21 protein-coding genes are annotated in these 17,758 nt (G+C 69.3%); 11 read left to right on the forward strand and 10 right to left on the reverse strand.

Annotated features, from left to right (window positions below; all coding sequences use genetic code 11):
- Positions 1-35 precede the first annotated feature (35 nt).
- From frr to ABZW60_RS33235, 3 genes are read left to right on the forward strand one after another with little or no spacing between them, the layout of a single operon-like run.
- A complete protein-coding gene (gene frr, locus ABZW60_RS33225) occupies positions 36-590 on the forward strand; it encodes a ribosome recycling factor (protein ID WP_355483777.1) in 555 nt (184 codons plus the stop codon).
- Positions 590-1,438, forward strand: a complete 849-nt coding sequence (locus ABZW60_RS33230) for a phosphatidate cytidylyltransferase (protein ID WP_355483625.1) — start codon at positions 590-592, stop codon at positions 1,436-1,438. The genes frr and ABZW60_RS33230 overlap by 1 nt, the downstream gene beginning before the upstream one ends.
- On the forward strand, positions 1,435-2,025 hold the full coding sequence (locus ABZW60_RS33235) for a GNAT family protein (RefSeq protein ID WP_355483627.1): 591 nt from the start codon (positions 1,435-1,437) through the stop codon (positions 2,023-2,025). Before ABZW60_RS33230 ends, ABZW60_RS33235 begins: the two co-directional genes overlap by 4 nt.
- Here the strand turns inward: ABZW60_RS33235 and ABZW60_RS33240 are convergent.
- Positions 2,015-2,980 (reverse strand): LLM class flavin-dependent oxidoreductase, encoded by a 966-nt coding sequence (locus ABZW60_RS33240; protein WP_355483629.1) that lies wholly within the window; start codon positions 2,978-2,980, stop codon positions 2,015-2,017. The genes ABZW60_RS33235 and ABZW60_RS33240 overlap by 11 nt on opposite strands.
- 28 nt (positions 2,981-3,008) lie before the next feature.
- Positions 3,009-3,410, reverse strand: a complete 402-nt coding sequence (locus tag ABZW60_RS33245; RefSeq protein WP_355483631.1) for a MarR family transcriptional regulator — start codon at positions 3,408-3,410, stop codon at positions 3,009-3,011.
- A gap of 61 nt (positions 3,411-3,471) precedes the next feature.
- Here ABZW60_RS33245 and ABZW60_RS33250 point away from each other — a divergent pair, with 61 nt between their 5' ends.
- The 5 genes from ABZW60_RS33250 (at position 3,472) to ABZW60_RS33270 (ending at position 7,187) form a co-directional block, all read left to right on the forward strand.
- A complete protein-coding gene (locus ABZW60_RS33250; RefSeq protein WP_355483633.1) occupies positions 3,472-4,350 on the forward strand; it encodes an LLM class flavin-dependent oxidoreductase in 879 nt (292 codons plus the stop codon).
- Between the two features lie 95 nt (positions 4,351-4,445).
- Positions 4,446-5,126 (forward strand): C39 family peptidase, encoded by a 681-nt coding sequence (locus ABZW60_RS33255; RefSeq protein ID WP_355483635.1) that lies wholly within the window; start codon positions 4,446-4,448, stop codon positions 5,124-5,126.
- 83 nt (positions 5,127-5,209) lie between these two features.
- Positions 5,210-5,518 carry a SelT/SelW/SelH family protein gene (locus ABZW60_RS33260; RefSeq protein WP_355483637.1) on the forward strand — a complete coding sequence of 103 codons (309 nt, stop codon included), beginning with the start codon at positions 5,210-5,212 and terminating at the stop codon, positions 5,516-5,518.
- 41 nt (positions 5,519-5,559) lie between these two features.
- Positions 5,560-6,678 (forward strand): 23S rRNA (adenine(2503)-C(2))-methyltransferase RlmN, encoded by a 1,119-nt coding sequence (rlmN, locus tag ABZW60_RS33265; protein ID WP_355483639.1) that lies wholly within the window; start codon positions 5,560-5,562, stop codon positions 6,676-6,678.
- On the forward strand, positions 6,678-7,187 hold the full coding sequence (locus ABZW60_RS33270; RefSeq protein ID WP_355483641.1) for a DivIVA domain-containing protein: 510 nt from the start codon (positions 6,678-6,680) through the stop codon (positions 7,185-7,187). The genes rlmN and ABZW60_RS33270 overlap by 1 nt, the downstream gene beginning before the upstream one ends.
- 4 nt (positions 7,188-7,191) lie before the next feature.
- Here the strand turns inward: ABZW60_RS33270 and ABZW60_RS33275 are convergent, their stop codons facing one another.
- The gene (locus ABZW60_RS33275) at positions 7,192-7,887 is read right to left on the reverse strand and encodes an alpha/beta fold hydrolase (RefSeq protein ID WP_355483643.1); all 696 of its coding nucleotides are present in this window, start codon (positions 7,885-7,887) and stop codon (positions 7,192-7,194) included.
- A gap of 111 nt (positions 7,888-7,998) precedes the next feature.
- On the opposite strand from ABZW60_RS33275, the gene pdxY reads away from it, so the two are divergent.
- Positions 7,999-8,850, forward strand: a complete 852-nt coding sequence (gene pdxY, locus ABZW60_RS33280) for a pyridoxal kinase PdxY (protein ID WP_355483645.1) — start codon at positions 7,999-8,001, stop codon at positions 8,848-8,850.
- A 10-nt stretch (positions 8,851-8,860) separates the two neighbouring features.
- Here the strand turns inward: pdxY and ABZW60_RS33285 are convergent, their stop codons facing one another.
- Positions 8,861-9,568 carry an alpha/beta fold hydrolase gene (locus ABZW60_RS33285; protein WP_355483647.1) on the reverse strand — a complete coding sequence of 236 codons (708 nt, stop codon included), beginning with the start codon at positions 9,566-9,568 and terminating at the stop codon, positions 8,861-8,863.
- Positions 9,569-9,589: 21 nt separating this feature from the next.
- Complete coding sequence (locus tag ABZW60_RS33290) at positions 9,590-10,603, reverse strand: LOG family protein (protein WP_355483779.1); 1,014 nt, start codon at positions 10,601-10,603, stop codon at positions 9,590-9,592.
- A gap of 130 nt (positions 10,604-10,733) precedes the next feature.
- On the opposite strand from ABZW60_RS33290, the gene ABZW60_RS33295 reads away from it, so the two are divergent.
- Complete coding sequence (locus ABZW60_RS33295; RefSeq protein ID WP_355483649.1) at positions 10,734-12,023, forward strand: aminotransferase class III-fold pyridoxal phosphate-dependent enzyme; 1,290 nt, start codon at positions 10,734-10,736, stop codon at positions 12,021-12,023.
- Here the strand turns inward: ABZW60_RS33295 and ABZW60_RS33300 are convergent.
- Positions 12,007-13,488, reverse strand: coding sequence for an FAD-dependent monooxygenase (locus ABZW60_RS33300; protein ID WP_355483651.1), 1,482 nt, complete (start codon positions 13,486-13,488; stop codon positions 12,007-12,009). The two genes, ABZW60_RS33295 and ABZW60_RS33300, sit on opposite strands and share 17 nt — an antisense overlap.
- 91 nt (positions 13,489-13,579) lie before the next feature.
- Between ABZW60_RS33300 and ABZW60_RS33305 the strand changes: the two genes are divergently transcribed.
- On the forward strand, positions 13,580-14,233 hold the full coding sequence (locus ABZW60_RS33305; RefSeq protein ID WP_355483653.1) for a TetR/AcrR family transcriptional regulator C-terminal domain-containing protein: 654 nt from the start codon (positions 13,580-13,582) through the stop codon (positions 14,231-14,233).
- A gap of 35 nt (positions 14,234-14,268) precedes the next feature.
- Here the strand turns inward: ABZW60_RS33305 and ABZW60_RS33310 are convergent, their stop codons facing one another.
- The 4 genes from ABZW60_RS33310 to ABZW60_RS33325 all read right to left on the reverse strand — a co-directional run bounded on the left by ABZW60_RS33310 (position 14,269) and on the right by ABZW60_RS33325 (position 17,585).
- Positions 14,269-15,150 carry an amino acid ABC transporter permease gene (locus ABZW60_RS33310; protein ID WP_355483655.1) on the reverse strand — a complete coding sequence of 294 codons (882 nt, stop codon included), beginning with the start codon at positions 15,148-15,150 and terminating at the stop codon, positions 14,269-14,271.
- Positions 15,150-15,797: an amino acid ABC transporter permease gene (locus ABZW60_RS33315; protein WP_355483657.1), complete on the reverse strand. Its 648-nt coding sequence runs from the start codon at positions 15,795-15,797 to the stop codon at positions 15,150-15,152. The genes ABZW60_RS33310 and ABZW60_RS33315 overlap by 1 nt, the downstream gene beginning before the upstream one ends.
- Positions 15,798-15,872: 75 nt before the next feature.
- Complete coding sequence (locus ABZW60_RS33320; protein WP_355483659.1) at positions 15,873-16,799, reverse strand: glutamate ABC transporter substrate-binding protein; 927 nt, start codon at positions 16,797-16,799, stop codon at positions 15,873-15,875.
- Between the two features lie 57 nt (positions 16,800-16,856).
- Positions 16,857-17,585 carry an amino acid ABC transporter ATP-binding protein gene (locus ABZW60_RS33325; RefSeq protein WP_355483781.1) on the reverse strand — a complete coding sequence of 243 codons (729 nt, stop codon included), beginning with the start codon at positions 17,583-17,585 and terminating at the stop codon, positions 16,857-16,859.
- Positions 17,586-17,758 lie beyond the last annotated feature (173 nt).

Consider the following 17,758-nt stretch of genomic DNA (forward strand, 5'->3'; position numbering starts at 1 on the left):
CACCGACGCGGCCCGAGGAAGCGAGGAATGTCGTGATCGACGAAGCTCTCCGCGATGCCGAGCAGAAGATGGCCAAGGCCGTGGAGGTTGCGAAGGACGACTTCGCCGCGATCCGCACCGGCCGGGCGCACCCGCAGATGTTCGCGAGCATCCTGGCCGATTACTACGGGACCCCGACTCCGCTGCAGCAGCTGGCCGGTTTCCAGGTGCCGGAGCCCCGGACCGTGCTGATCTCGCCGTACGACAAGGGTGCGATGACGGCGATCGAGAAGGCGATCCGCGACTCGGACCTGGGTGTGAACCCGGGCAACGACGGTGCGGTGATCCGGGTCGTGATGCCGGCGCTGACCGAGGAGCGCCGCAAGGAGTACATCAAGGTCGCGAAGACCAAGGCCGAGGAGGCCCGGGTCTCGGTGCGCAACATCCGCCGGCACGCCATGGACCAGGTGCACAAGACCGTCAAGGACGGCGACGCCGGCGAGGACGAGGGCAAGAGTGCTGAGAAGCGGCTCGACGGGTTGACGAAGAAGTACGTCGACTCCATCGACGACCTGCTCAAGCACAAGGAAGCCGAACTGCTCGAGGTGTGATGGGCGTCGAGAGCACGCCTGCGCCGAGTCCCAGCCCGAGCCGTGCCGGGCGCAATCTGCCTGCGGCGATCGCGGTGGGTGTCGGGCTCGGCGCCCTGATCCTCGGATCGCTGTACTGGCAGAAGGTCCTGTTCGTCGTCCTCGTGCTGGCGACCGTCCTGGTGGCTGTCGACGAGATGATCAAGGCGCTCCGGACCGGCGGCGCGGTGATCCCGAAGATCCCGCTGTTCGTCGGGACGGCGGCGATGCTGCTGGCGGCGTACTTCGGCGGTCCGATGGCGTTGCTGGTCGCGCTCGGGATCACCGTTCTCGGCACGATCTTCTGGCGGATGCCGGGCGGGTCGGTCGGGTTCGTCCGGGACGTCAGTGCCGGGGTGTTCCTGATCGGCTACGTGCCGCTGCTGGCCGGGTTCGCGATCCTGCTGGTACAGCCGGAAGCGGACGGTCCGGGCCGGGTGCTCACGTTCTTCCTGGTCGTGGTTGCCAGCGACGTCGGCGGGTACGCCGCGGGTGTGCTGTTCGGCAAGCACCCGATGGCGCCGACGATCAGCCCGAAGAAGTCCTGGGAGGGCTTCGCCGGCTCGACGCTGGCCTGTATCGGGGCCGGCATCGCGTCCGTCGTCTTCCTGCTGGACGGTGACTGGTGGGTCGGCGCGATCGTCGGCGCGGTCGCGGTGGTGACCGCGACGGTCGGCGACCTCGGCGAGTCGATGATCAAGCGCGACCTGGGCATCAAGGACATGTCGAACCTGCTGCCCGGTCACGGCGGTGTGATGGACCGGCTGGATTCGCTGCTCGCGACGGCGCCGATCGTCTGGCTTCTCCTGCATGTGCTGGTGAAACCATGACGGTTGCTCCGGACGGACGGTCGCTGGTCGGCGACGTCGTACGGCTCGATCGGATGCAGGAATCCGACATCGACGAGCTGTACGCCGCGATCGGCAACGAGCAGGTGTACGCCGGTGGTTTCGGCGGCGGACCCGCGGCGATGCCCGCCGACGCGGACGAGATGCGGGCGAAGTGGATCCCGGCCGCGGCCAAGCGGTTCGCGTACGTCGTCCGCCTGGTCGCCGACGGCTCCGTCGTCGGTACGTCGAGCCTCGGCGACGTCGACGTCGTGAACGAGCGGATCCACCTGGGCTGGACCGGCTACGCGCCGGCTGTCTGGGGGACCGCGGTCAACCCTGCGACCAAGCTGTTGCTGCTGGAGCACGCGTTCGAGGTGTGCGGCTTCGGCCGGGTGAAGATCCAGACCGGGTCCAAGAACACTCGCTCGCAGGCGGCGATCGCCAAGCTCGGCGCGACCCGCGAGGGCGTGCTGCGCCGGCACATGCTGACGGCCGACGGCTCGTTCCGCGACACGGTGGTGTTCTCGATCCTGGCCGACGAGTGGCCGGATGTGCGGAAGCGGCTGGAGGACCGGATCAGCCGGTGAGCTTCGCCAGCGCGGCGTAGTTCGCGAGCAACGCGCCGCGGTCGTAGGTGTTCGTGGTGATCAGCAGCTCGTCCGCGGCGGTACGGCGTACGAGATCGCTCAGCGCCTCGTCGACGTCCGCGGACGTCCCGTAGATCTGGCCGCGCAGCGCGTTCTCGAAGAACTCCTGCTCCCGCGCGGTCATCGGCTCCGGCACGTCGGGCCGCAGCGGCGGGAACACGCCACGGGTACGTGAGTACGCCGCGGCCCATGCCTCGGGCAACAACAGCTGCCGGGCGGCCTCCGCGGAGTCGGCGATCGCGGCGGTGACGGCAAGGATCACGTACGGCTCGGGCGCCCAGGCAGACGGCCGGAACGTACTGCGGTAGTCGTCGAGCAGCTCGGCCGAGTCGGAGCGCGCAGCCAGCACCACGGGCAGCCCCAGCGACGCAGCGATCGTCGCGCCCTCGCCGACCGCGAGGACGAACGGTGGGATCTGCAGCCCTTCGCCCGGTCGTGCATGAACCTGATCGGTCGACGTACCGGCTAGATACCCGAGGAGTTCCTGCACCTGTGCCGTGAAGTCCTCCGCCGCATCCTTGTCGACACCCAGAGCACGCCGTACGCCGTTGGTGAAGCCGACCGAGCGCCCGAGCCCCATGTCGATCCGGCCCGGGTACAACGACTCCAGTACGCCGAACTGCTCGGCCACGACGAGCGGCTTGTGGTTCGGCAGCATCACGCCGCCGGTGCCGACACGGATCCGGTCGGTGCGCGCGGCAACAGCCGCGGCCAGCACGGTCGGCGCGGAGCCGACCACTCCGGGCACGCTGTGATGCTCCGAGACCCAGAAACGCTTGTAGCCAAGCTGTTCCACCTGCTGAGCGAGCTCGACGGTTGCCCGTAGCGTCTCCGCCTCGGACTCGCCTACCCGTGTCCGCGAGCGGTCCAGGACTGACAGCGGGACAGGGAGCATGCACAGTCCAACCTGCCTGCCGGAGCCGTCATTCCCCGAGCAGCAACCGCAGCTCGTCGCGGAACCGATCCGGGACCGCCAGGGGAGCGAGGAACTCCTCCTCCACCTTCAGACGGACCTCCTCGGCGGACGCGAACGTCGACTCGCCCTGCGGCGTCAGGACGACGACGTTCCGCCGCCGGTCCTCGGTGCTTCGCCGGCGCTCGACGAGCCCGCGTTCCTCGAGCCCGTCCAGCAGGTCGCCGATCGACGTACGGTCCACCCGCAGGCGCGCCGCGACCTCCAGCTGCGACAGCGGCTCGCCGGCCACGATCGCCGACAGCACGGCCAGGTCCCGCCCAGTCACGCCGTACGGCTCCAGTGCCGTGGCCTGTGCCTCGGTGAGCTGCGCGAGGACGTGTTTGAGCAGATACCCGAGCCGGTCAGCCATGGGTCAAATCTACCGGGCACCTGATCGTCAGTAGAGCTGATCATCAGTTACCCTGACGATTATGTCACCAACCTTCGGTCTGAAGACCACCCCGATGCACGTCCCGTACGCCGACATCCGCCGCGTCTGGCTGGAGGCCGACGAGGAGCCGCGAATCCGCGACGCCTGGCTGTGGGACCACTTCCTCCCACTCGCCGGCCCGAAGAACGGGGACGTCCTGGAGGGCTGGACCCTGCTGACCGCGCTCGCCGCGCAGACCACGCGGCTCCGGCTGGGCCTCCTGGTCACGAGCAACCGGATCCGCCCGCCGGCCGTCCTCGGCAAGATCGCCAGCACGCTGGACGTGATCTCCGGCGGCCGCCTCGTCATGGGTCTCGGCGCCGGTGGCACCCACCAGCCCTCAGGCCCGAATCCCGCGATCGAGGAGTACGCCGCCTACGGGCTGTCGCTCGTGCCGCCGGGGGAGGGGATCGACCGGCTGCGCGAGACGATCGAGATCCTGCGGCTGATGTGGAGCGAGGAGGAGTTCGACTTCCACGGCCGGTACTCCACGCTGGAGCGGACCCGGAATGCGCCGAAGCCGGTCCAAGAAGGTGGTCCGCCGCTGCTGATCGGCGGCTGGGGCAACCGGATGATGCGGCTGATCGCGGAGTACGCCGACATCTGGAACATCAGCGGCCCGCCGCACACCGACCTCGACACGCTCGCCGATCGCGCCCGCCGGCTGGATCTGGAATGCGAGCGGATCGGCCGCGACCCGTCGACGATCAGCCGCTCTTTGCAGCAGATCGTGTCGTACGACGACCCGGGCGAGACGCGCGCGATCGTGCGGAAGGCCGTCGGCCTCGGGTTCGACCACATCGTCCTGTCGCTGCCGCGGCCGTACCCGGAGCGGGCCGTGCGCTGGCTGGTGCGCGAGATCATCGAGCCTTTCGACTGACCTGGAAAGGGTTGGTGATTTTTTCACCACACTGCAACGCGCCGTGTCAGGATCAAACCGGACGGTCCGCCCCGGTCGTCCAGTGAGGAGCTGACATGATTCCCACGACGAAGTTCAAGGCCGCCCTGTGCGGTCTCGCCCTCATCACGGCCGCGGCCCTCCCGGTGAACGCGGCCACGGCCGCACCGGCAACCGAGTCGGCAGCTGTGTCGGCAGAGGCGGTCGCGGCGAGCAAGCCGGTCCCGAAGCTCGGCTACTCGACGCAGACCCTCAAGACGCTCACCATCGATTTCCAGTACCAGCAGACCGGCTACTGGTGCGGCCCGGCCGCCACCCGGATCGCGCTCTCGGCCCGGATCTCACCGCCGAGCCAGCAGCAACTGGCCAACGAGCTACCCACCACGACCAACGGCACCGACTGGATCGGTCAGGTCACCCGGGTGCTCAACAACCACCTCGGCACCGGCTGGTACGAGACCAAGGAGATGCCGAACGACCCGCCCACGCAGGCGCAGCGGGACCTGCTCTGGCGGGACGTCGTTCTCGACATCAACAACAACTACCCGATCGTCGCCAACATCGTCGCGCCGGCCAGCAACCACCCGCCGGGCTACCCGAACTACACGATCTATCACTACTTCACGGTGATCGGGTACGACGACAGCGACCAGACCGTGCTGATCGCCGACCCGGCAGGCTTCGCCCCCACGGCGACGTACTGGCTGACCTTCAACCAACTCGCCACCCTCATCCCGCCGAAGGGCTACTCGGCCTGAAGCCCACTTTGTGCACCAGATCCGTACGGCGACCGCGCTGAGACACGGATCTGGTGCACAAAGTCGGCCGGTACGGTGTGGGCGTGAGTCGAGCGCCGCGGTTGGAGATCGAGTACTGCACGCAGTGCCGGTGGTTGATGCGGGCGGCGTGGACCGCGCAGGAGCTGCTGACGACGTTTTCGAAGGAGCTCGGGGAGGTCGCGCTCGTGCCGGGGACCGGGGGAGTGTTCGACGTCAGCCTCGACGGGGAGTTGTTGTGGTCGCGGAAGGCGGAGGGCGGGTTCGCCGAGATCCCGTTCCTGAAGCAACTGGTGCGGGACCGGATCGCCCCGGACCGCAAGCTGGGCCACTCCGACCGCAAGGCCCCGGGTGATGCGGGTCATGGGATGTGAATTTGTGAAGCGTCGCACCGGCGGGCGACAATAGGGCGGTTATGTCTACCTCCCTGCCTCTTGTTTTCGATGAGCCGCGCCGCGCCAAGAAGCCGCCGCGGCACCTGGCCGACCTCACCGGGGAGGAACGGCGTACGGCGGTGGCCGCGCTCGGCGAGCCCGCGTTCCGCGCCAAGCAGCTGTCCAACCACTACTTCTCCCGGCTGGTGTCCGACCCGGCCGAGATGACCGACCTGCCCGCCGCGACCCGCGACAAGCTCGTGGCGGACCTGATGCCGCCGCTGCTGACCCGGGTCCGCGACCTGGAGTGCGATAACGGGGAGACCCGCAAGACGCTCTGGAAGCTGCTCGACGGCTCGCTGGTCGAGTCCGTCCTGATGCGGTATCCGGGCCGCGCGACGATGTGCGTGTCCTCGCAGGCCGGCTGTGGGATGGCGTGCCCGTTCTGCGCGACCGGCCAGGGCGGCCTGACGCGCAACATGACGACCGCCGAGATCGTCGAGCAGGTCGTCGACGGCGCCCGGGCGCTCGCCCGCGGTGAGATCGCCGGCGGGCCCGGCCGGGTCTCGAACATCGTGTTCATGGGCATGGGCGAGCCGATGGCGAACTACAAGGCCGTGATGGGCGCCGTCCGCCGGTTCACCGATCCGTCACCGGAGGGCCTCGGCATCTCCGCGCGCGGCGTGACCGTGTCGACGGTCGGGCTGGTGCCGCGGATCAACCAGCTGGCGACCGAGGGGATCCCGGTCACGCTCGCGCTGTCGCTGCACGCCCCGGACGACGAGCTGCGCGACGAGCTGGTGCCGATCAACAACCGCTGGAAGGTCGACGAGGTGCTGGACGCGGCCTGGGGGTATGCGCGCCAGACCAAGCGCCGGGTCTCGATCGAGTACGCGATGATCCGCGACATCAACGACCACGCCTGGCGGGCCGACCTGCTGGCCGAGAAGCTCAACGCGCGCGGCGACTGGGGCTGGGTGCACGTCAACCTGATCCCGCTGAACCCGACACCGGGCTCGAAGTGGACCGCGTCCGACCCGGCCGACGAGCGCGAGTTCGTCCGTCGTCTCGAGGCCGGCGGGATCCCGGTCACCGTGCGCGACACCCGTGGTCAGGAGATCGACGGCGCCTGCGGTCAGCTCGCCGCGAGCGAGTCCTGATGCTGAAGCCCGAGTTCCGGGTGCGCCGGCTCGGGCAGCGCTACGCCTGCGAAGAGGTCGACGCGTTGGTGGCGCGCATCCTCGCGACGGCCGAACGCCGGTCCGTCGGGCCGGACGTGACCGTCGACGAGATCCGCGGCGCTGCCTTCCGTACGCCGCTGCTCGGGCCCGGGTACTCGGTCGAGGAGGTCGACAACTTCCTCGCCGAGGCGGAGCGCTGGCTCCCCGGGCGCCCCGCGGCCGAGTCTGCGGGCAGAGCGACGCCGGTGCCGGGAGAACGTCCGGCGCCGCAGTTCGCCACGGTCCGGCTGCGTGAGGGGTACGCCGTCGACGAGGTCGACGACTTCGTCGAGCGCGTGATGGCGACCGTGAACGGAGGGCCGGTGAGCCGTCCGGTGACCGTGCGGGACGTCCGCAACGCGCAGTTCAGCCCGACCCGGCTCTCCGAGGGGTACGACATCGTCGAGGTCGACGCGTTCCTCGACACCGCGGAGGAGTGGCTCAGCTAGCGCGTCAGCGGAGCCCGGTGAGGACCTTCGCGAGCGCGGCCGGCTGGGAGAACATCGGCCAGTGGCCGGTGTTCAGTTCGACCAGCTCCCAGGACGGGTTGGCGAGCTGCTCGGCGACTGCTGACGAGGGCGTCGCGCCGTCCATCAGGCATTTGATGTACGTCGTGGGCAGCTCGCCGATCGGCCTGCTCAGCTGGGCCGGCTCGGTGATCGAGCGGCCGGGATGCGGCGTACCGCGCTCCAGGATCACCGCGATGCTTTCGTCGGACAGGTCCTGGCCGACGTAGTCCTCAGCGGTCAGCGGCGGCCAGTAGCCGTCGGTGCTCTCCAACTGGCCCCGCACCCAGGCCTGGCCTTCCTCCGACCAGCCGTCGACGAACGACTGCCCGTCGGCCGGGATGTTCGAGTCGACGTACACCACCCGCCGCAGCCGGTCCCCGATCCGGCCCGCCGCCTGTCCCACCGGGATCCCGGAGTAGCTGTGCCCCGCGAGCACGACGTCGCGCAGGTCGTTCTCCTCGACCACGGTCACGACATCCTCGACGTGCTGTTGCTGTCCCGCGTCCTGGTCCCGCCGCTCGGCCAGCCCGCTCAGGGTCACCGCGAACACCCCGTGCCCCTCGTCCCGCAGCACATCCGCGACCTCGTCCCACGCCCACGCCCCGAGCCACGCCCCCGGCACCAATACAAAGTTCGCCATGCTGCGCACCGTAAACCAGCCCACCGACAAACCGGACGGTCTGCACGGACGCCGGTCCGAAGAGGCAGACCCCCGGCGGCCCGCGCGGGCGGGGTGGGGCATGATCGAGCGGTGAAGATTCTCTCGATCCAGTCCGCGGTCGCGTACGGGCACGTGGGCAACTCGGCCGCCGTGTTCCCGCTCCAGCGCATCGGGGTGGAGGTGCTGCCGGTCTACACGGTGAACTTCTCGAACCACACCGGGTACGGCGCGTGGCGGGGGCCGTTGATCAGCCCGGACGACGTCCGGGAGGTCCTGCTCGGGATCGAGGAGCGCGGCGTCCTGCCCCAGATCGACGTGGTGCTGTCGGGCTACCAGGGCGGCGAGGGGATCGCCGACGTCATCCTCGAGGCGGTGAAGCGGGTCAAGGCGGCCAACCCGGCGGCGGTGTACTCGTGCGACCCCGTGATGGGGAACGCGAAGTCGGGCTGTTTCGTCGCGCCCGCGATCCCGGTGCTGCTGCGCGACCGGGTGGTCCCGGCCGCCGACATCATCACGCCGAACCAGTTCGAGCTGGGCTTCCTGACCGGCACCGAGCCGGACACGCTCGAGTCCACGCTGGCCTCGGTGGAGCTGGTGCGCGCGACCGGGCCGCGGACGGTGCTCGTCACCAGCGTCGAGCGCCCCGACCGCGAGGACGGCACGATCGAGATGCTGGCCGTCGACGACAGCGGCGCGTGGCTCGTGCAGACGCCGCACATCCCGATGAAGGCGAACGGCTCGGGTGATGTGACGGCCGCGCTGTTCACCGCGCACTACCGGCGGACGGATGATCTCGCCGAGGCGCTCGCCCGGACGACCTCGAGTGTCTTCGACCTGCTCACCCGCACCCACGAGTCGGGGGAGCGCGAGCTGCAGCTCGTCGAGTCGCAGGACGCGTACGCCGCGCCCCGGATGCAGTTCACACCCCGCCAAGTCGCCTGACGAGCCCGACTCACCCGGCTGCGGCGCTGAGGATCTCCGCGAGCGCTGCCGGCTGGGACAGCATCGGCCAATGCCCTGTCCGCAGCTCGACCAGCTGCCACTGCGGTGACTGCAGCTCCTGTTGTACGTCGGGAGCGGGCTCGTCACCGGCCATGAGGCACTTGACGTACGTCGTCGGCAGCTCGCCGATCGGTCTGGCCAGCCGTGCGGGCTCCGTCAGCGTCAGGCCGGGGTGTGGCGTACTGCGGGACACCAGCTGCTGGACGGCCTCGTCGGACAGGTCTTGGTCGACGAAGTGCTCCGCCGGGGCCGGAAGCCAGGTGCCGTCGCCTTCGAGCAGCTGCTCCTCCAGCCAGGCCCTGTCGTCGTCGGACCACCCGTCGGCGAACGACGCGCCGTCAGCCGGAACGCTCGAGTCCACGTACACCACCCTGCGCAGCCGGTCGCCGATCCGTCCGGCGGCCTGCCCGACCGGGATCCCCGAGTAGCTGTGCCCGACCAGCACCACGTCGTACAGGTCGTTGCCCTCGATCACCGAGACGATGTCGTCGACATGCTGCTGCTGGCCGACCCGCTCCGTCCCCGGCCCTCCGCGCTCCGCCAACCCGCTCAGGGTCACCGCATACACGGCATGCCCCGCATCCCGCAGCCGCTCCGCGACAGAGTCCCAGGCCCACGCGCCCAACCGAGCCCCCGGCACCAACACGAACTCACCCATGCCGGGCACAGTAGAACATCGTCAGCCGACCAGCGCGGCGGCCTCTTCGATGGTGTCGACGAGGTGGACGGAGTGGGCGAGCGGGCGGTTGGTGGCCAGGGACTGCAGGAGCGGCCAGACAGGGAGCTTCACGGTCCAGTGCTTGATGTCCACGAGGATGAGCGGGATCTGGGTGGCGGCGTCGCCGTAGTAGTTCGGGGTGACGGCCTGGAAGACCTCCTGGACGGTGCCGGCGGCGCCAGGGAGGTAGATGATGCCGCCGCGGGCGCGGCCGAGCAGGACGTCCTCGCGCTGGGCGTTCGAGAAGTACTTCGCGATCGAGCCGGCGAACACGTTCGGCGGCTCGTGGCCGTAGAACCAGGTCGGGATCGACACCCCGCCGTCCCCGGGGAACCGGGCGCGGACGCTGAGCCCGGCAGCCGCCCAGGCGCCGATCGAAGGCCGGAACGACGGTACGGCGGCCAGTTCGGCGAGCGCGGCGTCGACGTCTGAATCGTCGTACGACGCCAGCGACGCGCCGAGGTTGGCGGCCTCCATCGCGCCCGGCCCGCCGCCGGTGACGACCATCTGGTTGCGACGGGCAAGCGTTCGCCCGAGCAGCACCGCGGCCCGGTAGTTGTCGTCGCCCCGCAGGACGCCGTGGCCGCCCATCACGCCGACCCACGGCTCGTCGGCGGGCAGTTCGGCCAGGGCGTCCGCGATCGCGTGGTCATGCAACGCCGCGGCGAGCGTACGGCGGGTGTCGCCGCGCTCGTCATGCTGGCGGGACCACGCGTAGATCCGCGCGTCGGGCGTCGCGTCGTACCCGTGCTCGATCCCGGCGTACAGCTCGTCGGCGTCGTACAGCCGCCCGCGGTACGCGTCGAACGGCAACGCCGGGATAGCCGGGAACACCAGCCCGCCGCCGTCCCGGATCCACAGGTCGGCCTTGTCCTCGAGGGCGCAACCGAGGAACACCGAACCGGTCGGCCTGAGCGTCAGCAGCTCCGCGGTCCGCCCGGTCAGGTCCACCGACTGCACCCGCCAGCCCATCATCGCCGTCGCCCCCGCGGCCAGGAGCTGGTCGAAGTGTTCCAGCGACTCGATGTCCACATGCGGAATGCTCGGCAACGTCACGCAGAGCACACTAATGGACGCCTACTCCCGGCTGAGGTAATGCTTAGGCATGACACATGCGGAGCTCTGGGAGCGTCACAAGGCCGTTATGCCGGCTTGGCTCGCGTTGTACTACGAGGAGCCGATCGAGATCGTCGAGGGGTCGGGCCGCCGGGTCACCGACGGTGAGGGAAACACCTACCTCGACTTCTTCGCCGGCATCCTGACCAACGCGATCGGGTACGACATCGCGGAGATCTCCGACGCGGTGCGTGAGCAGCTCGGCTCCGGGATCGCGCACACCTCGACCGTGTACCTGATCCGCAAGCAGATCGAGCTGGCCGAGCAGATCGCCGAGCTGTCCGGGATCCCGGACGCGAAGGTGTTCTTCGCGAACTCGGGCACCGAGGCGAACGAGACGGCCCTGCTGCTCGCCACCCAGAACCGCCGCTCCAACCAGGTGCTGGCGATGCGCAACTCCTACCACGGCCGCGCGTTCGGCACCGTGGCGATCACCGGCAACCGCGGCTGGTCCGCGAGCAGCCTGTCGCCGGTGAACGTGCAGTACGTGCAGGGCGCGTACCGGTACCGCAGCCCGTTCCGGGACCTGTCCGACGCCGACTACGTCAAGGTCTGCGTCGACGACCTGCGCAACGTCATCGAGACCACGACCGCGGGCGACGTCGCCTGCCTGATCGCGGAGCCGATCCAGGGCGTCGGCGGGTTCTCCTCGCCGCCCGACGGGCTGTACGCCGCGTTCAAGGAGGTCCTGGACGAGTACGGGATCCTGTTCATCTCCGACGAGGTGCAGACCGGGTGGGGCCGGACCGGCGACCACTTCTGGGGCATCCAGGCGCACGGTGTCGTCCCGGACGCGATGACGTTCGCGAAGGGGCTCGGCAACGGGTTCGCGATCGGCGGCGTGGTGGCGCGCGGCGACCTGATGGACAGCATCAAGGCGAACTCACTGTCCACGTTCGGCGGCAACCCGATCTCGACCAGCGCCGCGAAGGCCACCATCGACTACCTGCTCGACAAGGACCTGCAGGCGAACGCGGCCAAGCGCGGCGCGCAGCTCGCCGACGGCCTGCGCGGCATCTCCGACGAGTACCCCGAGCTCGGCGACGTCCGCGGCAAGGGCCTGATGCTCGCGGCCGAGATCGTCAAGCCCGACGACAACGCCCCCGACGCGGCCGCCACCGCCAAACTCCAGCAGGAGACCAAGAACCGCGGCCTGCTGGTCGGCAAGGGCGGCCTCTACGGCAACGTGCTCCGGATGGCGCCCCCGATGACGCTGACCGAGGAAGAAGCCACGGAGGCGCTGGAGATCATCCGCGACTCGTTCAACACGCTGCACTGACAGTCGCCGGACCGAACCAGGTCGCCATCGCCTCGTCCAAACCCTCGGCGGACGGCTCGTCCGTGGCCCAGGCGACGTAGCCGTCCGGCCGGATCAGTACCGCGGCCGGCGCGGAGACGTCGCCGACGCCGGGCACGGTCCAGCCGTCGGTGCCGCACTGCGCCTGGACACACTCGACGCGGTCCGCCCACCCGTCGATGGACGGTGCCACGCCCTGCAGCGTCAGCAGCACGGGGCGGCCGGCGGTCAGCAGTTGATGGACGCGAGTGGCCTCACCGGCAACGGTGAGGTCCGCGTCCGGAACACGGCGTCCGATCAGCGTGTGCTCGCCCTTGACGTCGTACCGGACGTCGAGGGCCGTGAGCATCAGGCCGAGCCGGAAGCGTACGTCGTCGCTCTCGAGCAGCCCGGTGAACGTCTCGCGCAACGCGTCGACGTGCCGGCCGGGCCGTGACAGTGCGGTCTGCGCCCGGGTGTTCTGCAGCACGCGGGCAGCGACCGGGAACCGCTCGGCCTCGTAGCTGTCCAGCAGCTCGCTCGGCGCGTGGCCCTGCACGACGGCCGCGAGCTTCCACCCGAGATTGACCGCGTCCTGCACGCCGAGGTTCAGCCCCTGGCCGCCGGCCGGGAAGTGGATGTGCGCCGCGTCCCCGGCCAGGAACACGCGGCCCTCGCGGTACCGGTCGGCCTGCCGTGCCGCGTCGCCGTACTGCGAGACCCACCGCGGACTGTGCATGCCGTAGTCGGTGCCCGCGACCTCGCAGAACGAGGCACGGAACTCGTCGAACGACGGCTGGTGCGCACGATCGAGGACGCGGTCGTACCGCTGCACCATCAGCCGGTGCCAGCCCGGCTGGAACTGGATCACCGAGAAGTCGCCCGGACCGCGCCGGTGCCCGAAGACCGTGCCGGCCGGCGGTTCGGTCAGCTCGACGTCGGCTAGCATGCCGACCATCGTCGCGTCCGTGCCGTCGAACCCGATGCCGGCCAGCTTGCGGACCGTGCTGCGCCCGCCGTCGCAACCGACCAGGTGCGCGCAGCGGATCAGCCCGCCGTCCGGGCCGCCCACCTCGACCTCGACCCCGTCGTCGTCCGGACGGATCCCGGTCACCGGCGAGGACCACCGGACAGTGGCGCCGAGCTCGGTCGCGCGCGCCTCGAGTTCGCGTTCGACCACCGCCTGCACGATGCCGAGCGTGTACGGGAAGCGGGTGGGGAAGTCGCCGAACTCCATCCGCAGGCCGCCGAAGTGGCCGGCCTGGATCAGCCGTCCCTGCGGCAGCAGACGGTCCATCAGGCCGCGCTGGTCGAAGATCTCCATCGTGCGGGCGTGGATGCCGCCCGCCCGCGACTCGCCCGTCCGCGCCGGGAGCGCGTCGACCACCACGACGTCGATCCCGGCCAGCCGCAACTCGGCGGCCAGCATCAGCCCGGTCGGCCCGGCGCCGGCGATCAGCACATCCATGAGCTTCTCCTTAACGTCCTTCGATTTTCTTTAACGCTGTTAAGGAGAGCAAAACGTTGTTAAGCTTGTCAAGGACGAACAGGAGATCGACGTGAAGCTCGACGCCAGGACCATCGCCACCGCGGCGCTGCCGTTGCTCGACGACGGCGGGGTCGACGGCCTGACCATGCGCAAGGTGGCCACCGCGCTCGGCGTCCAGGCGCCGGCGCTCTACTGGCACGTCAAGAACAAGCGGGAGCTGCTCGACGCGATGGCGCGCGTGCTGTTCGTCAGCGCCGTCGACGGGCTGGAGGCGCCGCGGAGGGGGACGGACTGGCAGGACTGGCTGGCCGAGCTGGCCGGCCGGCTGCGCAAGACCCTGCTGCGGTACCGGGACGGCGCCCGTGTGCTCGCCGGCACCAACGTCAGCGACGACTCCATGTGGCGCGTGACCGAGTTGACGCTGCGCACACTGGAGGACGCCGGGTTCTCGGCGCGCGACGTGACGCGGGTGTTCCCGCTGCTGCTGCACTTCACGATCGGCTACGTCATCGAGGAGCAGGCGCGGACCGGCGTCGACTACCCCGACGGCAATCCGTACCAGGCGGACCGGATCGGCCGGTCCGTCGACGCCGAGCGTTATCCCCTGACGGCGCGGATGGTCGGCGACCTGTTCGCGGCCGACCCCGACGCGGAGTTCGACCACGGCGTGCGGGTGATCCTGGCCGGCGTCCGCGCGACGTACGACCTCGGCCCCGGAAACTGAGAAGGTCCCTCCTCGCACGAGGAGGGACCTTCGGGTCAGATCTTGTCGTCGGCGTCCAGGGTGTGGGCGGCGTCAGGTGCCTCGGTCATCGGGGGCGGTGCGCCGGTGATCTTGCGGCGCCGGCGGGACCGGCCCTCGAGGTAGCGGGCGAGCAGCGACAGCAGCGAGCAGAGGCCGATGTAGATCAGCGCGACCACGATGTACGTCGGGATGTACGGGAAGCCGTACGTCAACCGGCCGCCCATCTGCTTCGCGACGTACAGCAGCTCGGCGTAGGTGATGATGAAGCCGAGCGCGGTGTCCTTCAGCAGCACGACCAGCTGGCTGACGATCGCCGGCAGCATCGCGCTGATCGCCTGCGGCAGCAGGACGAGCCGGACCACCTGGTTCTTCCGCAGACCGAGCGCGTACGCCGCCTCGCGCTGGCCCTTCGGCACGGCGGCGATGCCGGCCCGGAAGATCTCCGCGAGCACCGAGCCGTTGTAGAGCGTCAGGCCGAACACGACCGCCCAGAACGGGCTGAGCCCGAGCTGGAACTGGATGTTGCCGAAGTAGAAGTAGAACATCAGGATCAGCAGCGGGACCGCGCGGAACAGCTCGACGATCAGCGTCGCCGGGGTCCGGACCCACTTGTGGTCGCTGATCCGCGCCGCCGCGAAGACCGCACCGAACAGCAGTGCGAGCACCGCCGCGAGACCGGCGGCCCGCAGCGTGTTGAGCAGACCGTCGAGCAGTTGCTGCTGGATCGACGAGTACTGGAACTGCCGCCAGAGCCGGCCCTCGAACTGGCCGTTCTGGTACATCCGGTTGATCAGCCAGGCGAGCGCGCCGACCAGCACGACGATCACCACGATGTTGGTGATGCGGTTGCGGGTCTTCGCCCGCGGCCCCGGGGTCTCGTAGAGGACTGTGCTCATCAGGCCACCGCCGTCCGTCGTTCGGCCCATCGTTGCAGGAAGATCAGCGGCACGATCAGGATCAGGAAGCCGATCGTGATCCACAGCAGGGTGAGCAGCTGGTTCTCGCCGCGCTCGGACATCGCGGCCGGGATCGAGCCGGCCTCCGCGACCGAGAACCCGGCCGCGATCGTGGTGTTCTTCAGCAGCGCGATGAACACGCTCATCAGCGGCGGGATGATCGCGCGGAACGCCTGCGGCAGGACGACGATCGACAGCACCTGGTTGAACGACATGCCGATCGCGCGGGCCGCCTCGGCCTGGCCGGGGGCGATCGTGTTGACGCCGGACCGGACCACCTCGCAGACGAACGCCGACGTGTAGATCGTCAGCGCGCCGACGCCGGTCCAGAACGGGCTCGGCAGGGCGAGCTGCATCTTGGCGGCGCCGAAGAACAGGAACGCGAAGACCAGCGTCAGCGGAGTGTTCCGCAGGACATTCACGTAGCCGGTGCCGATACCGCGCAGGGCCGGCACCGGGGAGACCCGGAACGCACCCAGGATCGTGCCGAACACCAGACTGAGCACGCCGGACACCACGAACAGGCGGATCGTCAGCCAGAAGCCGTCCCGGAACAGCGGCCAGTTGTCGGTGAGGACCGAGAACATCGCGACCTTCCTCTTGCCTTCAGGAACAGAGTCCGGCCGCGGCGCCCGTTGCGGACACCGCGGCCGGCTGTTGGGTCAGTACTTCTCGAGCGGCGGCGGGGTCGAGTCGGAGCCCGACTTGCCGAGCGTCTCGTCGTAGATCGCCTTCCAGGTGCCGTCGGAGGCCGAGGTCTCGAGGATCGAGTTCACCTTGTCCCGCAGCGCCTTGTCGGCCAGCGGCAGGCCGATGCCGTACTTCTCGGTGCTGAACGGCTTGCCGACCACCCGCAGCTCGTCGGGCGCCGTGGCGGCGTAGCCCTTGAGGATCGCGTCGTCGGTGGTGACCGTGTCGACCTTCTTGTCCAGCAGCTGGGAGACGCACTCCGAGTAGGTCTTGAACTCGGAGATGTTGCTCGCCTCGGTCAGCTGCTCGTCCTTGACCCGCTGGATCGGGGTCGAGCCGGTCGCGGAGCAGACCTTCTTGCCCTTCAGGGCGGTCTTGCCGGCGTCCATCGAGGTGTCGTCCTTGCGGACCAGCAGGTCCTGACCGGCGATGAAGTACGGGCCGGCGAACGAGACCTGCTTCTTGCGCTTGTCGGTGATCGAGTAGGTGCCGACGTAGTAGTCGATCTCACCACCGGCGATCGCGGTCTCGCGGTTCGCCGACGGGATCTCCTTGTACTCGATCTTGTCCGGGTCCATGCCGAGGCCGGCCGACACCATCCGGGCCACCTCGATGTCGAACCCGCAGCGCTTGCCGTCGGCGTCCTTGTACCCGAGGTTCGGCTGGTCGGCCTTGACGCCGACGATCAGGTTGCCGCGCGACTTCGCCTTGGTGAAGGTCTGGCTGCCGGCCACGTCCACGCCGCTGGCCGCGGTGAACTTGTGCAGCTCGCCGCAGGAGTCGGACGCGCCGCCGCCGCTGTTGCCGCCGCCGGCGCTCGGCTCGTCCTTGCCACACGCGGCGGCGGTCAGCGCGAGCGCTGCGACGCCGAACGTGGCGACGAGGGTGCGCATTCTCATGATCAGGTTCCCCTTCGTTTCGTTGCTGGTACAGCCCGCGGGCGGCGCGACTGCAGGTCAGTGCTTCAGGATCTTGCCGAGGAAGTCCTGGGCCCGCCTCGAGGTCGGATTCGTGAAGAAGGTCTCCGGGTCGGACTGCTCGACGATCTCGCCGTCGGCCATGAACACCACCCGGTTCGCCGCGGTCCGGGCGAAGCCCATCTCGTGCGTCACCACGACCATCGTCATGCCCTGCTTGGCGAGGTCGATCATCACCTCGAGGACCTCCTGGATCATCTCCGGGTCGAGCGCCGAGGTGGGCTCGTCGAAGAGGATCACCTTCGGGTCCATGGCCAGGGCCCGCGCGATCGCGACGCGCTGCTGCTGGCCACCGGACAGCTGGGCCGGGTACTTCGTGGCCTGCGAGGCCACCCCCACCCGCTCCAGCAGCTCCATCGCCCGCTTCTCGGCCTGCTTCGGGTCCGTCTTGCGGACCTTGCACGGGCCGAGGGTGACGTTCTGCAGGATCGTCTTGTGCGCGAACAGGTTGAAGGACTGGAAGACCATGCCGACGTCCGCACGCAGCTTGGCCAGCTCCTTGCCCTCGCTGGGCAGCGGCTGCCCGTCCAGCGTGATGCTGCCGGAGTCGATCGGCTCCAGCCGGTTGATCGCGCGGCAGAGCGTCGACTTGCCGGACCCGGACGGGCCGATCACCACGACGACCTCGCCCTGGTCGATGGACAGGTTGATGTCCTTCAGGACGTGCAGTTCGCCGAAATGCTTGTTGACACCGGTCAGCGCGACCAGACCGGTTTTCGTCAGCGTGCCGGAATCGCTCATGGCCAGAACCTAGCGGAGCGGGGGGCCCGGTCGCAGCGCTGGGTGGTACCACGGTGGTAACGATCTGCAATAAAGGCACGCTCCGTACCAGGGTCGTCACGGATCGCCGAAATGCATGTTTTCCCTATGTAACTGATGGT

The sequence above is a fragment of the Kribbella sp. NPDC003557 genome (assembly GCF_040610805.1).
In the GTDB taxonomy this organism is placed as follows: Bacteria; Actinomycetota; Actinomycetes; order Propionibacteriales; family Kribbellaceae; genus Kribbella.

Excerpts from the sequence above, each read along its gene's own strand:
- ABZW60_RS33320 (WP_355483659.1), bottom strand. The coding sequence starts at position 16,799 with ATGAGAATGCGCACCCTCGTCGCCACGTTCGGCGTCGCAGCGCTCGCG.
- ABZW60_RS33315 (WP_355483657.1), bottom strand. The coding sequence starts at position 15,797 with ATGTTCTCGGTCCTCACCGACAACTGGCCGCTGTTCCGGGACGGCTTC.
- ABZW60_RS33295 (WP_355483649.1), top strand. The coding sequence starts at position 10,734 with ATGACACATGCGGAGCTCTGGGAGCGTCACAAGGCCGTTATGCCGGCT.
- ABZW60_RS33250 (WP_355483633.1), top strand. The coding sequence starts at position 3,472 with ATGTCACCAACCTTCGGTCTGAAGACCACCCCGATGCACGTCCCGTAC.
- ABZW60_RS33255 (WP_355483635.1), top strand. The coding sequence starts at position 4,446 with ATGATTCCCACGACGAAGTTCAAGGCCGCCCTGTGCGGTCTCGCCCTC.
- ABZW60_RS33230 (WP_355483625.1), top strand. The coding sequence starts at position 590 with ATGGGCGTCGAGAGCACGCCTGCGCCGAGTCCCAGCCCGAGCCGTGCC.
- ABZW60_RS33245 (WP_355483631.1), bottom strand. The coding sequence starts at position 3,410 with ATGGCTGACCGGCTCGGGTATCTGCTCAAACACGTCCTCGCGCAGCTC.
- ABZW60_RS33240 (WP_355483629.1), bottom strand. The coding sequence starts at position 2,980 with ATGCTCCCTGTCCCGCTGTCAGTCCTGGACCGCTCGCGGACACGGGTA.
- ABZW60_RS33290 (WP_355483779.1), bottom strand. The coding sequence starts at position 10,603 with ATGATGGGCTGGCGGGTGCAGTCGGTGGACCTGACCGGGCGGACCGCG.
- ABZW60_RS33235 (WP_355483627.1), top strand. The coding sequence starts at position 1,435 with ATGACGGTTGCTCCGGACGGACGGTCGCTGGTCGGCGACGTCGTACGG.
- ABZW60_RS33310 (WP_355483655.1), bottom strand. The coding sequence starts at position 15,150 with ATGAGCACAGTCCTCTACGAGACCCCGGGGCCGCGGGCGAAGACCCGC.
- ABZW60_RS33300 (WP_355483651.1), bottom strand. The coding sequence starts at position 13,488 with ATGGATGTGCTGATCGCCGGCGCCGGGCCGACCGGGCTGATGCTGGCC.
- rlmN (WP_355483639.1), top strand. The coding sequence starts at position 5,560 with ATGTCTACCTCCCTGCCTCTTGTTTTCGATGAGCCGCGCCGCGCCAAG.
- ABZW60_RS33270 (WP_355483641.1), top strand. The coding sequence starts at position 6,678 with ATGCTGAAGCCCGAGTTCCGGGTGCGCCGGCTCGGGCAGCGCTACGCC.
- ABZW60_RS33285 (WP_355483647.1), bottom strand. The coding sequence starts at position 9,568 with ATGGGTGAGTTCGTGTTGGTGCCGGGGGCTCGGTTGGGCGCGTGGGCC.
- ABZW60_RS33275 (WP_355483643.1), bottom strand. The coding sequence starts at position 7,887 with ATGGCGAACTTTGTATTGGTGCCGGGGGCGTGGCTCGGGGCGTGGGCG.